We start from the raw sequence: 13593 nt of genomic DNA, 5'->3' as shown, positions 1-13593 counted from the left end.
GCAATCGCGCGGTGCAGCCTAGTCGCGCAAACGCTTGATCAAGCTGGATGTATCCCAACGGCCGCCGCCCATCTTCTGGACATCGCCGTAGAACTGGTCCACCAGGGCGGTCAGCGGGACACGGGCGCCGTTCGCGCGGGCTTCAGCCAGCACCAGTCCCAAGTCCTTGCGCATCCAATCCACGGCAAAGCCGAACTCGAACTTGTCGTCGACCATGGTGCCGCCGCGATTTTCCATCTGCCAGCTTTGGGCCGCGCCCTTGCTGATCACGTCCAGCACCAGCTTCATGTCCAAGTCAGCCGCCTGACCAAAGGCTACTGCTTCGGACAAGCCTTGCACGATGCCGGCGATGCAGATCTGGTTCACCATTTTGGCCAATTGTCCGGCGCCGGGGGCGCCCACCAGGGTCACTGCGCGGCCAAAGCACTGGGCCACCGGCTTGATGGCGTCGAACACCGCTTCTTCACCACCGCACATGATGGTAAGAGCGCCGTTGACAGCGCCCGCCTGTCCGCCCGAGACGGGGGCGTCAATGAAATTCAAGCCCAGGCCTTTGGCCTGCGCATAGAGTTCGCGTGCGACGTCAGCGGATGCCGTTGTGTGGTCCACGAACACGGCGCCCGGCGCCATGCCTGAGAACGCGCCGTCGGGCCCCAGCACAATACTGCGCAGGTCGTCGTCATTGCCCACGCAGGCGAATACGATCTGTGCGCCTGCAACGGCCTCACGCGGCGTAGCGGCATGATGGCCGCCGAACTCGGCAGCCCAGGCTTGTGCCTTGGCGGGGGTGCGGTTGTAGACAGTCACATCATGTCCGGCGCGAGCCAAATGGCCGGCCATGGGCAGACCCATCACGCCCAAACCGAGGAAAGCGACTTTCTGGGCTACGACCGCGTCGTAGCTCTTGGTACCGATCGTTGCCATGCAGGGAACTCCGCTTATTTAGATAAGGTCAGTCTGAGGACATCAACCTTAACGCAATCAATAGCCGGCGGCGAGTATGCCGCAAAGAAAAACCCCCGGGCAAAGGCCCGGGGGTTTTCGGAAGGCGATGTCACCGCCCGAAGGCGGTGGACGGCGCTTTACTCTTCTTCGACGAAGGTCTGTTCGCGCTTCTTGCGAATGGCGGGCAGTGCCACCAGGATCACAAGCAGGGCGGCCACAGCCAGCAGCGATGCGGACAGCGGACGCGTCACGAAGGTCGTGAAGTCGCCACGCGACAGCAGCAGGGCACGGCGGAAGTTCTCTTCCATCATGGGGCCCAGAACCAGGCCCAGCAGCAGCGGCGCGCCTTCGCACTTGAGCTTGGACCACACGTAGCCGACGATACCGAACATGGCGGTAGTGAAGATGTCGAATGCGTTGTAGTTCAGCGAGTACACACCGATCGTGCAGAACACCAGAATCGCCGGGAACAAGATGCGGTAAGGCACCTTCAGCAGCTTGACCCACAAACCGATCAGCGGCAGGTTCAGAACCACCAGCATCAGGTTGCCGATCCACATAGAGGCGATCAGGCCCCAGAACAGCTCCGGGTGGCTCGTCATGACTTGCGGGCCGGGCTGAATGTTGTGAATCGTCATTGCGCCAACCATCAGCGCCATCACGGCGTTACCCGGGATGCCGAGCGTCAGCAGCGGGATGAAAGAGGTCTGGGCAGCGGCGTTGTTCGCCGATTCCGGACCAGCCAGGCCGGCCGGGTGGCCCTTGCCGAAGCGTTCCGGATTCTTCGAGATCTTCTTTTCCAGCGTGTAGGACGCAAACGACGACAACACGGCGCCACCGCCCGGCAAGATACCCAAGGCCGAACCCAGGGCGGTACCGCGCAGCACTGCCGGGTACGATTCCTTGAATTCCTGCTTGTTCGGGTACAGCGAGCCGATCTTGTCGGTGATGTCGACGCGGTTTTCCTTCTGCTCGAGGTTGGTCATGATTTCGGCAAAGCCGAACACGCCCATGGCCACGATGGCGAAGTCGATACCGTCTTGCAGTTCCGGCACGCCGAAGTCAAAGCGGGCAACGCCCGAGTTCACGTCGGTGCCAACCATGCCCAGCAACAGGCCCAGGATGATCATCGCGATTGCCTTGGGCAGCGAGCCCGAGGCCAGCACAACAGCGCCAACCAGGCCCAAGCACATCAGCGAGAAGTACTCGGCGGGGCCGAACTTGAACGCGACTTCAGCCAGCGGGGGAGCGAAGGCAGCCAGCAGCAACGTGGCCACGCAACCCGCGAAGAACGAACCCAGAGCGGCGATTGCCAGAGCGGCGCCAGCACGGCCGTTGCGGGCCATCTGGTGGCCGTCCAGCACGGTCACCACTGCGGATGTTTCCCCTGGCAGCGCGACAAGAATTGCTGTCGTGGAACCGCCGTATTGGGCGCCGTAGTAGATACCTGCAAGCATGATCAGGCCGGCCACCGGGGGCAGCACGTACGTGATCGGCAACAGCATTGCGATGGTCGGGACGGGGCCAATGCCCGGCAGCACGCCAATCAGCGTACCCAGGACGCAGCCCAGCAGGGCGTACAACAGGTTTTCAGGCGTAAATGCGACCTGGAAACCCAACATCAGGTTGTCAAACAATTCCATGACCGGTTGCTCCTCAGTTCATGCCTAGAAACGACGGCCACAGCGGGAAAATCAGCCCCAGCCCCTTAACGAACGCCAGATACGAGAACACCACCAGGAAGATGCCGTTGGCAACGGCGACCTTCAGGCTGAACTCGTGGCTGGCCAGGCTGCTGATGATTACCAAGAGGAACACCGAGATGTAGATGCCCAGCAACTTGAGGACCAGACCGTAGATGACTACGGATCCAACCACCAGGAAGACGATGCGCCAGTCGAACTTGTCGATGTGCGTTTCGTCGGCTTTCTTGGACAGCGAGCCGAGCAGCACGATGGCGCCCAGCAAAGCCAGAACAATGCCTAGCCAGAAAGGAAAATACCCTGGGCCCATGCGGGCGGCAGTACCCATTTGGTAGCTGCTGGCCTGCCAGGCGAATCCCAGTCCAAGGGCGATGAACATCACCCCAGACCAGAAGTCCTGTCGATTGCGTAGCTGCATGATTGGTTGGCTCCTGTTTACAGCATGTAGATAAAAAAGGTTTGTAGCCGGATTTGGCTTGCCGAAAGGCAAGTGACAGGCACAAAAAAGGCACTTCGGGGTGCCATTAGTTCTTTTGAAAGCGACGATGTGGATTCTTGAAAGGGCGAATGGTAATTGACGCCCGCCACGCTGCAAACCCTGTAAGCTCGGTGAAAGCCTGGGGTTTTCCCTAGAATTCGGGTACTCCCGACCCCCAGATGTAACCTCATCGACAGATTGAGGGCTTTTTGAAAGCTAAGTGAAAGTTTATAGAAAGAAATGCGAAAGCCGAATCGGCCGGATGCGGGGCATTTGGAGGAGGTCGCGCATTTTTTTCGAGGTCAAAACCGGCTAGCGTTGCACGAGCGGCGTCACGACCGTAATTCCTACTGAATATTGCCGTGTTTCTCACCTTGCGTGAAGAGGCCCGATTGACCCCAGGATGGTTTACGATAGCGCCCATGCTGCAAGATCTAGACCAACTCGCTGCCCGAATCGGGCAACTGGTGCATCGCACCCGCCAACTCCACGCTGAGCGTGACGCGTTGCGCCTTCGCCTGAACGAATTTGAAGCTGAACAGCGTTCGCTGAAGCAGCGCGCCGCCGAGCGCGAGGCTGACATCGTCACGCTGCAAAGCAAGCTTCAGGATCACGACGGCGCCGTCACCTCGATGCTCGAGCAAGCCCAGCAGGCCGAAGTCGCCTTGCGGGAACAGCTCGCGCGCGAGACCGCAGAACGCCAGTCCCTCGAATCGCGTTTCGCCGCCCGCGAAACCGAATTGCAGGGCAATCTGCAATCGCGCGACACTGAACTACAGCGCTTGCGTGTGGCCGCAGCAGCGGCCCGTGAGCGCATTGACGCCGTGCTGGCCCGCCTGCCGGGCGCGCCGGCTGGAGAGCAACACTGATGGAACGCGTTGACGTAAGCATATTGGGGCGCGAGTACTCTCTGGCGTGCTCCGCCGAAGAAAAGCCCACCTTGCTGGCCGCCGTGCGCCATGTGGATCAATTGATGCTCCGCATTCAGGGCACCGGCAAGGTTTCCAGCAACGAACGTATCGCTGTAATGGCTGCATTGCAGGTCGCGGGCGAGCTGCTTGCCATGAAAGCACCCGACGGTCCGCTGGGCGGTTTGGCAGTCGGCGACTTCAAGCGTAGAATTGAGGACATGAACGCAGTACTCGATGACGCCTTGTCGGGTCAGGAAAAACTGCTCTAACCGTTCATAAGCTGTTTTCAAGAATTTTCAGTTTGTCCCTGCCGTGTCCGTGACTAGGCCATACATTCTCTGAACCTATGCTTTCGGCATATGGTTGCGGGAGTGTAGAGCTGGAGTGATCGTCTCTCGTAGACGAACCCGATGCTCTGCGGAACGCGACCACCTCTTACCTTAGGGTTCGAGATGCCGGCCTTGACGGCACAGGCGGGGCATCTATCCCAGCGGGCCTGCCATAAGCGCAGGTCCGCGTCGGGCGCATCATCCCTCCCTCTTCGTCCTCCCTCCTAGGACTAGTCCATGTTCAAACACCCTGTACTTACGCTGACGAAACTCGGCGCAGCGTGCGCAGCCGTGGCCGCTTTGGCCGCTGTGCAACCGGTTTACGCACAGGCGCAAGCGCCCGCAGCAACGGAATCGGCCGTTAACCGGTCGCCCGAAATGACGTTGCAAGCGATGGCATCTTCCGAGGTCAAGCAGGACACCGTCCGCATTTCGCTCTCCGCTGAAGTCGAGGCGCCCGATCAGCCGGCCGCGGGCAAGAAGCTGACCGCCGTCCTGGATGACGTGGTCAAGCGCGCACGCGATACCAAAGGCGTGGAAGTTCGTACAGGCGGTTTTAACGTCTGGCCCAACACCAATAGCAAGGGCAAGATCGGCACCTGGCGCGGCCAGGGCGAGATCATTCTGGAATCCAAAGATTTCGAGGCCGCTGCGGCCCTGGCTTCCAAGCTGTCCGACAAGACCGCCATTTCCAATATCGGCTTCTCGCTGTCCCGCGAAGCTCGCGATGTCGAAGAGCGCAAATTGCTGAAAGAAGCCGCGCAGGCTTTCAAAGATCGTGCGCTGGCCGCCGCGAATGCCTTTGGCTTCTCAGGCTACCGTTTGTCCAAGCTTGAGTTGGGCGGCGCGGGCGGTCCGGTGCCGATGCCGCGCATGTTGGGCGCGGCAATGGCCAAGGACTCATCGGGTGGCGGCTATAGCCCGGACGTCCCGCTGGAAGCGGGAGAGGTCACGGTCAGCGTCGCGGTTAACGGGACGATCGTTTTGCAGTAAGACTGAACATGATGGCGCCCAAGGCGACCATCGGCAGGGACAGCCACTGTCCCATGCTCAGTCCGCCCGCGAGCAGACCCAGGAAATTGTCCGGCTCGCGGGTGAATTCCACCAGGAAGCGGAAGGTCCCGTAACCGATCAGGAATAGCCCGCTCACCTGCCCAAGCGGGCGCGGCTTGCTGGAAAACCACCACAGCAGTGCAAACAGCACGATGCCTTCCAGGCCCAGCTCATACAGCTGAGACGGGTGGCGAGCCAGTCCGTCACCGCTGTCCGGGAACACCATTGCCCACGGCACGTCGGTTGGCCGGCCCCAGAGTTCGCCGTTGATGAAGTTGCCCAGGCGGCCAAAGCCCAGGCCCAGCGGAATCAGTGGCGCGATGAAATCGCTTACCGCGAAAAACGGCAGCTTTTTCTTTCGCGCAAACAGCAGCATGACCAGAATCACGCCGATCAGGCCACCGTGAAAGGACATGCCGCCTTGCCACAGGTAGGCCACCTCTAGCGGATGCGCCAGGTAGTAGGCGGGCTTGTAGAACAGCACGTAGCCCAGACGGCCGCCGAGCACTACGCCCAGCACGCTGTAGAAAATCAGGTCTTCCAGATCACGCACATTCAACGACGTGGTGTGTCCGCTGGTGATGCGCCGGCGTCCCAGCACATAGACAAGGGCAAATCCCGCCAGGTACATCAGTCCGTACCAATGAATGGCCAGGGGCCCGATCTGCAGGGCAATGGGGTCAAACTTCGGATATTGCAGCATGTTCTGCCCGACACAATAAAGTTGAATGATAATAACCGGCGAGCACTGAAGATTCGCGTCAAGCGAGCCAGCTTCCCGGGTGCGACTGCCTTGTCCGCGCCCCGACGGCCGACAGGAGAGACAGACCATGCCGAACAACGAACGTTCCCGCCACATCACCCACGGTGTCGCGCGTGCGCCGAACCGCGCGATGTACTACGCGCTGGGCTACACGGAAGCCGACTTCGAAAACCCCATGATCGGCGTGGCCAACGGCCACTCGACGATCACGCCGTGCAATAGCGGCCTGCAGCGGCTGGCCGACGCGGCTATCGATGCCATCCGCGAGTCCCGCGCCAATCCCCAGGTTTTCGGCACGCCCACCATATCGGATGGTATGTCGATGGGCACCGAAGGCATGAAGTACTCGTTGGTATCCCGCGAAGTCATCGCAGACTGTATCGAGACCGCCGCACAAGGGCAGTGGATGGACGGCGTAGTGGTGATCGGTGGCTGCGACAAAAATATGCCTGGCGGCATGATCGCCTTGGCCCGCACCAATGTGCCGGGCATCTACGTCTATGGCGGCACCATCAAGCCCGGCCACTACAAAGGTAAGGACCTGACCATTGTCTCGGTGTTCGAGGCCGTGGGTGAATACACCATGGGCCGCATGCCCGAAGCGGACTTCAAGCAGATTGAAAAATGCGCAATTCCCGGCTCGGGTTCCTGTGGCGGTATGTATACCGCCAACACCATGAGTTCCGCATTCGAAGCCATGGGTATGAGCCTGCCGTATTCCAGCACGATGGCCAACGAGGACGAAGAAAAGGTCGTGTCCGCGGCCGAGTCGGCGCGTGTGCTCGTTGCTGCGGTCCGCCTCAACCTGCGCCCGCGCGACATCATCACGCGGGAATCCATTGAAAATGCGGTGTCCGTCATCATGGCCACTGGCGGTTCTACCAACGCTGTGCTGCACTTCCTGGCTATCGCGCATGCCGCCGAAGTGCCCTGGACCATTGATGATTTTGAGCGCATCCGCAAGCGCGTTCCGGTGCTGTGCGACTTGAAGCCTTCTGGTAAATATGTCGCCACCGATCTGCATCGTGCAGGCGGCATTCCGCAAGTCATGAAATTGCTGCTGAATGCCGGCTTGCTGCATGGCGACTGCATCACCATCAGCGGCAAGACCATCGCCGAGACCCTGGCCGGCATACCCGATGCGCCGCGAGCGGATCAAGACGTCATCATGCCGATGGATCGTGCGCTTTATCCACAAGGGCATTTGGCGATCCTTAAAGGCAACCTGTCGCCTGAAGGTTGTGTTGCCAAGATCACCGGCTTGAAGAATCCCGTCATCACTGGCCCCGCGCGTGTATTCGATTCGGAAGACGACGCCATGACGGCCATCATGGCTCAGCAGATCAAAGATGGCGATATTGTCGTCATTCGCTATGAGGGACCCAAGGGTGGTCCCGGGATGCGCGAAATGCTGGCGCCGACCTCCGCCTTGGTGGGCCAAGGCCTGGGCGAAACGGTGGGCCTGATTACCGACGGGCGTTTTTCAGGAGGAACGTGGGGCATGGTCGTCGGCCACGTTGCGCCCGAGGCCTTCGTAGGCGGCCCAATCGCGCTGATTCAAGAGGGCGATTCGGTTACCATCGATGCCCACAAGCTGCTATTGCAGCTCAACATCAGCGACGAAGACATGGCGGCTCGTCGTAAGGCCTGGGTACAACCCAAGCCGCGTTATACACGCGGTGTGCTCGCCAAATTCGGCAAGCTCGCCAGCACCGCGAGCCGTGGGGCAGTAACTGATGCATTTGAAGATTAGTCTATGGATGGCCGTGGCCAGCGTCTTGGGCGCTGGCGCGGTGCAGGCCCAAACCACGGGTCTGGATCTAGCCAAGAACAAAGCCTGTATGGCGTGCCACCAAGTTGAAGCCAAGCGTGTCGGCCCGCCACTAAAGAGTGTGGCCGAACGCTATGCGGGGCAGGGCGACGCCATGGTTGACTATCTTGCTGGCAAGATCCGAGGCGGCGGCCGTGGCGCCTGGGGGGCGGTGCCTATGCCCGCGCAAACGCAAGTCAGTCCGGAAGATGCCCGCTTGCTGGCCGAATGGATCTTGTCGCTGGCGCCGCCCAAGCAGTAGTCTTATTCTCTATGCCCCGCAAAGCCGGGGCCGCTAATAGAAAGGAATCGTCATGGCAGAACAACCATCCCCGGGCAATGAAGTCGCCGTTCTAGGCGGCGGCTGCTTTTGGTGCGTAGAGGCCGTATTTACCGAATTGCGGGGTGTCAAAAGTGTCCTACCTGGCTACAGCGGCGGTCATGTAGACAATCCCAGCTACGAGCAGGTATGCGGCAAGGATACGGGCCACATTGAGGTGGCTCGAGTCGAATTCGATCCGGCTGAGCTGTCCTACAGCGACTTGCTCCGCGTATTTTTCGCAACCCATGACCCCACCACACCGGGCCGTCAGGGCAATGACATCGGCCCGCAATATGAATCGGCCATCTTTTGGCAGAACGAATCCCAGCGCGAACAGGCCGAAGCGGTCATTGCAGAGGTCGAAGCGCAACAGGTATACGACGCGCCTATCGTCACCAAGCTGTTGGCTCCCGTCAAGTTCTGGCAAGCCGAGGACTACCACAGCAACTATTTCGCCTTGCATCCCGAGCAAGGTTATTGCCAGTTCGTGATCGCGCCCAAGGTCTCCAAGTTCCGCAAGCAATTCCAGGACAGGCTTCAGCGCTAACTGCTACGGTCAACTGATAGCTCGGCCGCAGGCAAAAAAAACCTCACCAGGCGGTGAGGTTTCAAAGCCAGCGCCGGCGCTTTGAGCGCCTGGCACTGGAGGGGGAAGCAGTTAGTCGACGGTCTTCACCACGCCGCGGCGCATCTGGTCCAACTCGATCGATTCGAACAATGCCTTGAAGTTGCCTTCACCGAATCCATCATTGCCCTTGCGCTGGATAATCTCGAAGAAGATCGGGCCGATCTGATTCTCGGTGAAAATCTGCAGCAGCAGACCGCCGCCGGGGGCGCCATCCAGCAAGATGCGATTCTTCTGCAGGCGCGCAACGTCCTCGCCATGATTCGGCAGACGGCGATCCAGCAGTTCATAGTACGTTTCCGGCGTATCCAGGAACACGACGCCCATGTTGCGCAGCGCTTCAATGGTGCCGTAAATATCATCCGTCGCCATTGCGATGTGCTGAATGCCTTCACCGCGGTACAGATCCAGATACTCTTGAATCTGACCTTTCTCTTCGGTGCCTTCCTCGTTGATCGGAATCCGGATATTGCCGCAAGGCGACGTCATGGCCTTGGACTTCACGCCAGTGACCTTGCCTTCAATGTCGAAATACCGGACTTCGCGGAAGTTGAACAGGCGCTCGTAGAACTCCGACCACTCCGCCATGCGGCCCTTGTGCACGTTGTGCGTCAAGTGATCGACCAAAGTCAGGCCGGCGCCACGATGATTCAAGTCGGCCTGGGCGTTATCCGGGTCCACCGGCACGAAGTCCACGTCGTAGATGCTGATATCGCCAATACCGCCGTGCCCTTCTTTGCCCGTCCAGCGGTCCACCAGATAAATCAGCGAATCGCCGATCCCCTTGATGGCCGGAATGTTCAATTCCATCGGCCCGCTGTGCGAGTCAAAGCCCCAAGCGCCCAATTCCAGTGCGCGCTTGTACGCTGCATTGGCATCTTGCACCCGAAAGCCGATTGCACAGATGGAAGGGCCGTGCAGGCGGGCGAAGCGTTGAGCGAAAGAATCGGGTTCGGCATTGATCAGGAAATTGACGCCGCCCTGGCGGTACAAAGTCACGTCCTTGTGGCGGTGCTTGGCAATAGCCTTGAATCCCAGCAACTCAAACACCTTGCGCAACGCTGCAGGGTCCGGTGCTGCGTATTCAATGAACTCGAACCCGGCGGTGCCCATCGGGTTGTCCCAGGGTTGGAAAGCGCTGCTCATATGTCTATTCCCTTGCATCGTTATTCAGGACGACTTGGTCTTCAAGTCTAGACCCAAATTGTAGGTAGGAACGCCAGGCAGACAATTGCAAAGATGGCGCGAAAGCAGCCAGCTTGAGCAATAATATTGCTGTTCTAAGAAAAATTAGGGTTGAAAATGTCTGACATTGAGCTTGATAGGACAGATATCAAGATTCTGGCCGAACTCCAGCGGGACGGGCGCCTCAGCAACCAGGAGCTGGCTGATCGAGTCTCTCTGTCCCCCAGTCCTTGCCTGCGCCGGGTGCGGCGGCTGGAAGAGAAGGGTTTCATCAAGAAGTATGTGGCGCTGATCGATGCCGAAAAGGTGGGGTTGGGGCTGCTCGCGTACGTGAACATCCGTTTGAACAAGCACAGCGGGTCCAGTCACGCGCCTATGAGCGACTTCGCGCGGGACGTCCAGCTATGGCCGGAGGTGGTTGAGTGCTATGCGATGTCCGGCGACATGGACTACCTGCTTCGCATACAGGTCGCCGATCTGGCGCACTTCTCCCGCTTCGCGATGGATACGCTGATGCGCCATCCGGCGGTCATCGACATGCGTTCCTTCTTTGCGCTTCAGCAGATCAAAGAAACGACCGAGCTTCGCCTCTAGTCGAATGAGCCTGGGCGTCGCTCTCTCTATATATAGGCAAGTGCGGAAAGCAAAGGCACATGCGGAACGCTGCCTCTATATATATAGGCGGCCTCTCTATATATAGAGCAGTGCTGCGGCCAGGGGCAGCATTCGCGGGTGATCCGCCCCTCTATATATAGAGGGGATGTGTGCAAAGCGCTTTTCAGATGGGGTGCGTCCCCTAAAAATTTCATCTTTCTGCAAAATGGGTGTCATGCTGGCCGCACACGGAAAAATTCCGTGCTATAGTCTCGCTCCTTCGCAGTTCAAGCAGTTCTGAACCGCGAAGCCAAGCAAGGCACAACGGATTTGAAGGCGTTGCCCGATACGGGCTCACCAGCGAATCTGCCGCACAGTACTCAGCAATGAGCACGCCGCGGTTGTTGCAAGGATGGATGCAAATCAGGCAAAAGCCAGTTGCACTATCTGCAAAAATCGTGCTATAGTCTTGGGCTTGGCTGGTGATTAGTTTTAAGGGTTTACCCTAAAACGAGTTGCTAGCCACCTGAGCGGTAACCAACCTCTGGATTCCAGAGCCAAAACCGAGGCGAAGCCAAGGTGGCGGGGTTGCAAGATAGGATGCAAATCAGGCAGAAGCCGGTTGCATAATCTGCAAAAGTTGTGTTATAGTTTCAGGCTTGGCAGTTGCCGAAAACTTAGGGTTTACCCTGATATTTCGATAGCTGCTAAAGAGAAGCAGACCTGAAGGGGTTGTGAGTCAAGCGGTAGAGTGAAGCGAAAGCAGAAACGAAGCCAACTTGACAAACGATAAAAACTCCTTCATAATCTCGCCTCTCTGCTGCTGAAAACAGCAAGCGACGCGGTAGCGAAAGCAGCCCGAAGCGAGCCGGATTGAAGCAGTAGCAGTAAGTAGTACAGAATTTAGCAGCACCGCTCTTTAACAATTAAACAACCGATAAGTGTGGGCGCTTGATGCGATGCGCTGTGATTAGGTAAGGGGTTAAACCCGAGCTTATTCACAAGCACAAGAAATCAAGTGCTCACTAGAAGTGAAGTACCTTAGACGTCAAGTTTAAGAACATACCTCACTTCCTTTGAGTAGCGACGTATGACCTGGTTCGGATTTATTCGGACCAAGAATACGAACAAATACAGAGATTAAACTGAAGAGTTTGATCCTGGCTCAGATTGAACGCTAGCGGGATGCCTTACACATGCAAGTCGAACGGCAGCACGGACTTCGGTCTGGTGGCGAGTGGCGAACGGGTGAGTAATGTATCGGAACGTGCCTAGTAGCGGGGGATAACTACGCGAAAGCGTGGCTAATACCGCATACGCCCTACGGGGGAAAGCAGGGGATCGCAAGACCTTGCACTATTAGAGCGGCCGATATCGGATTAGCTAGTTGGTGGGGTAATGGCTCACCAAGGCGACGATCCGTAGCTGGTTTGAGAGGACGACCAGCCACACTGGGACTGAGACACGGCCCAGACTCCTACGGGAGGCAGCAGTGGGGAATTTTGGACAATGGGGGAAACCCTGATCCAGCCATCCCGCGTGTGCGATGAAGGCCTTCGGGTTGTAAAGCACTTTTGGCAGGAAAGAAACGTCATGGGTTAATACCCTATGAAACTGACGGTACCTGCAGAATAAGCACCGGCTAACTACGTGCCAGCAGCCGCGGTAATACGTAGGGTGCAAGCGTTAATCGGAATTACTGGGCGTAAAGCGTGCGCAGGCGGTTCGGAAAGAAAGATGTGAAATCCCAGAGCTTAACTTTGGAACTGCATTTTTAACTACCGGGCTAGAGTGTGTCAGAGGGAGGTGGAATTCCGCGTGTAGCAGTGAAATGCGTAGATATGCGGAGGAACACCGATGGCGAAGGCAGCCTCCTGGGATAACACTGACGCTCATGCACGAAAGCGTGGGGAGCAAACAGGATTAGATACCCTGGTAGTCCACGCCCTAAACGATGTCAACTAGCTGTTGGGGCCTTCGGGCCTTAGTAGCGCAGCTAACGCGTGAAGTTGACCGCCTGGGGAGTACGGTCGCAAGATTAAAACTCAAAGGAATTGACGGGGACCCGCACAAGCGGTGGATGATGTGGATTAATTCGATGCAACGCGAAAAACCTTACCTACCCTTGACATGTCTGGAATTCCGAAGAGATTTGGAAGTGCTCGCAAGAGAACCGGAACACAGGTGCTGCATGGCTGTCGTCAGCTCGTGTCGTGAGATGTTGGGTTAAGTCCCGCAACGAGCGCAACCCTTGTCATTAGTTGCTACGAAAGGGCACTCTAATGAGACTGCCGGTGACAAACCGGAGGAAGGTGGGGATGACGTCAAGTCCTCATGGCCCTTATGGGTAGGGCTTCACACGTCATACAATGGTCGGGACAGAGGGTCGCCAACCCGCGAGGGGGAGCCAATCCCAGAAACCCGATCGTAGTCCGGATCGCAGTCTGCAACTCGACTGCGTGAAGTCGGAATCGCTAGTAATCGCGGATCAGCATGTCGCGGTGAATACGTTCCCGGGTCTTGTACACACCGCCCGTCACACCATGGGAGTGGGTTTTACCAGAAGTAGTTAGCCTAACCGTAAGGGGGGCGATTACCACGGTAGGATTCATGACTGGGGTGAAGTCGTAACAAGGTAGCCGTATCGGAAGGTGCGGCTGGATCACCTCCTTTCAGAGCTTAAGTGCTCGTGTTAAGCGTCCACTCTTATCGGTTGTTTTTTGTAGCTGGAATCAAGAATGCTTGATTCCGCGTAGAAGCTAACTCATAGCGCTGCTTGCAGTGTTATGAGTTGGGTTTTACTCAACAGCTATATCGTTCTTTAACAATCTGGAAGAAGCACAACGAAATGTACTTATTAAGTACTCAGCGCAAG

At 57.8% G+C, this 13593-nt stretch carries 12 protein-coding genes, 1 rRNA gene and 1 other RNA gene; 9 read left to right on the top strand and 5 right to left on the bottom strand.

From position 1 onward, the window contains the following. Positions 1–18: 18 nt before the first annotated feature. The 3 genes from RAS12_RS18255 to RAS12_RS18245 all read right to left on the bottom strand — a co-directional run bounded on the left by RAS12_RS18255 (position 19) and on the right by RAS12_RS18245 (position 3066). A complete protein-coding gene (locus RAS12_RS18255) occupies positions 19–924 on the bottom strand; it encodes an NAD(P)-dependent oxidoreductase (protein WP_306937825.1) in 906 nt (301 codons plus the stop codon). Positions 925–1082: 158 nt separating this feature from the next. Next, positions 1083–2588 carry a tripartite tricarboxylate transporter permease gene (locus tag RAS12_RS18250; RefSeq protein ID WP_306937823.1) on the bottom strand — a complete coding sequence of 502 codons (1506 nt, stop codon included), beginning with the start codon at positions 2586–2588 and terminating at the stop codon, positions 1083–1085. A gap of 13 nt (positions 2589–2601) precedes the next feature. Continuing rightward, on the bottom strand, positions 2602–3066 hold the full coding sequence (locus RAS12_RS18245; protein ID WP_306937822.1) for a tripartite tricarboxylate transporter TctB family protein: 465 nt from the start codon (positions 3064–3066) through the stop codon (positions 2602–2604). A gap of 482 nt (positions 3067–3548) precedes the next feature. Between RAS12_RS18245 and RAS12_RS18240 the strand changes: the two genes are divergently transcribed. The 4 genes from RAS12_RS18240 (at position 3549) to RAS12_RS18225 (ending at position 5359) form a co-directional block, all read left to right on the top strand. Next, a complete protein-coding gene (locus tag RAS12_RS18240) occupies positions 3549–3995 on the top strand; it encodes a hypothetical protein (RefSeq protein ID WP_306937820.1) in 447 nt (148 codons plus the stop codon). Then, on the top strand, positions 3995–4306 hold the full coding sequence (locus RAS12_RS18235; protein ID WP_056327920.1) for a cell division protein ZapA: 312 nt from the start codon (positions 3995–3997) through the stop codon (positions 4304–4306). Before RAS12_RS18240 ends, RAS12_RS18235 begins: the two co-directional genes overlap by 1 nt. Positions 4307–4338: 32 nt before the next feature. After that, a non-coding RNA gene (gene ssrS, locus RAS12_RS18230) (6S RNA) lies at positions 4339–4521 on the top strand. Between the two features lie 82 nt (positions 4522–4603). After that, on the top strand, positions 4604–5359 hold the full coding sequence (locus tag RAS12_RS18225; protein ID WP_306937813.1) for an SIMPL domain-containing protein: 756 nt from the start codon (positions 4604–4606) through the stop codon (positions 5357–5359). Here RAS12_RS18225 and lgt read toward each other — a convergent pair. Continuing rightward, complete coding sequence (gene lgt / locus RAS12_RS18220; RefSeq protein WP_306937810.1) at positions 5334–6122, bottom strand: prolipoprotein diacylglyceryl transferase; 789 nt, start codon at positions 6120–6122, stop codon at positions 5334–5336. The genes RAS12_RS18225 and lgt overlap by 26 nt on opposite strands. 127 nt (positions 6123–6249) lie before the next feature. On the opposite strand from lgt, the gene ilvD reads away from it, so the two are divergent. The 3 genes from ilvD to msrA are packed head-to-tail and all read left to right on the top strand — an operon-like array spanning position 6250 to position 8861. Continuing rightward, positions 6250–7935, top strand: coding sequence for a dihydroxy-acid dehydratase (gene ilvD, locus RAS12_RS18215; protein ID WP_306937809.1), 1686 nt, complete (start codon positions 6250–6252; stop codon positions 7933–7935). After that, positions 7919–8254 (top strand): c-type cytochrome, encoded by a 336-nt coding sequence (locus RAS12_RS18210; RefSeq protein ID WP_306937808.1) that lies wholly within the window; start codon positions 7919–7921, stop codon positions 8252–8254. Before ilvD ends, RAS12_RS18210 begins: the two co-directional genes overlap by 17 nt. 52 nt (positions 8255–8306) lie before the next feature. Then, positions 8307–8861 carry a peptide-methionine (S)-S-oxide reductase MsrA gene (gene msrA, locus RAS12_RS18205; RefSeq protein WP_306937805.1) on the top strand — a complete coding sequence of 185 codons (555 nt, stop codon included), beginning with the start codon at positions 8307–8309 and terminating at the stop codon, positions 8859–8861. Between the two features lie 111 nt (positions 8862–8972). Here the strand turns inward: msrA and hppD are convergent, their stop codons facing one another. After that, the gene (gene hppD / locus RAS12_RS18200; RefSeq protein ID WP_306937803.1) at positions 8973–10085 is read right to left on the bottom strand and encodes a 4-hydroxyphenylpyruvate dioxygenase; all 1113 of its coding nucleotides are present in this window, start codon (positions 10083–10085) and stop codon (positions 8973–8975) included. Positions 10086–10241: 156 nt separating this feature from the next. Here hppD and RAS12_RS18195 point away from each other — a divergent pair, with 156 nt between their 5' ends. Further along, positions 10242–10718, top strand: coding sequence for an Lrp/AsnC family transcriptional regulator (locus RAS12_RS18195; RefSeq protein WP_306937801.1), 477 nt, complete (start codon positions 10242–10244; stop codon positions 10716–10718). 1142 nt (positions 10719–11860) lie between these two features. Next, positions 11861–13391, top strand: a 16S ribosomal RNA gene (locus RAS12_RS18190). Positions 13392–13593 lie beyond the last annotated feature (202 nt).

The sequence above is a fragment of the Achromobacter seleniivolatilans genome, from assembly GCF_030864005.1.
Classification (GTDB): domain Bacteria; phylum Pseudomonadota; class Gammaproteobacteria; order Burkholderiales; family Burkholderiaceae_B; genus Achromobacter; species Achromobacter seleniivolatilans.
This window is presented reverse-complemented; position numbering and strand designations above follow the sequence as displayed.

What these genes read in the sequence shown, in the direction of transcription:
- RAS12_RS18245 (WP_306937822.1), bottom strand. Translation starts at nt 3,066, where the DNA reads ATGCAGCTACGCAATCGACAGGACTTCTGGTCTGGGGTGATGTTCATC.
- lgt (WP_306937810.1), bottom strand. Translation starts at nt 6,122, where the DNA reads ATGCTGCAATATCCGAAGTTTGACCCCATTGCCCTGCAGATCGGGCCC.
- RAS12_RS18210 (WP_306937808.1), top strand. Translation starts at nt 7,919, where the DNA reads ATGCATTTGAAGATTAGTCTATGGATGGCCGTGGCCAGCGTCTTGGGC.
- RAS12_RS18235 (WP_056327920.1), top strand. Translation starts at nt 3,995, where the DNA reads ATGGAACGCGTTGACGTAAGCATATTGGGGCGCGAGTACTCTCTGGCG.
- RAS12_RS18240 (WP_306937820.1), top strand. Translation starts at nt 3,549, where the DNA reads ATGCTGCAAGATCTAGACCAACTCGCTGCCCGAATCGGGCAACTGGTG.
- RAS12_RS18195 (WP_306937801.1), top strand. Translation starts at nt 10,242, where the DNA reads ATGTCTGACATTGAGCTTGATAGGACAGATATCAAGATTCTGGCCGAA.
- RAS12_RS18250 (WP_306937823.1), bottom strand. Translation starts at nt 2,588, where the DNA reads ATGGAATTGTTTGACAACCTGATGTTGGGTTTCCAGGTCGCATTTACG.
- ilvD (WP_306937809.1), top strand. Translation starts at nt 6,250, where the DNA reads ATGCCGAACAACGAACGTTCCCGCCACATCACCCACGGTGTCGCGCGT.
- hppD (WP_306937803.1), bottom strand. Translation starts at nt 10,085, where the DNA reads ATGAGCAGCGCTTTCCAACCCTGGGACAACCCGATGGGCACCGCCGGG.
- RAS12_RS18255 (WP_306937825.1), bottom strand. Translation starts at nt 924, where the DNA reads ATGGCAACGATCGGTACCAAGAGCTACGACGCGGTCGTAGCCCAGAAA.
- RAS12_RS18225 (WP_306937813.1), top strand. Translation starts at nt 4,604, where the DNA reads ATGTTCAAACACCCTGTACTTACGCTGACGAAACTCGGCGCAGCGTGC.
- msrA (WP_306937805.1), top strand. Translation starts at nt 8,307, where the DNA reads ATGGCAGAACAACCATCCCCGGGCAATGAAGTCGCCGTTCTAGGCGGC.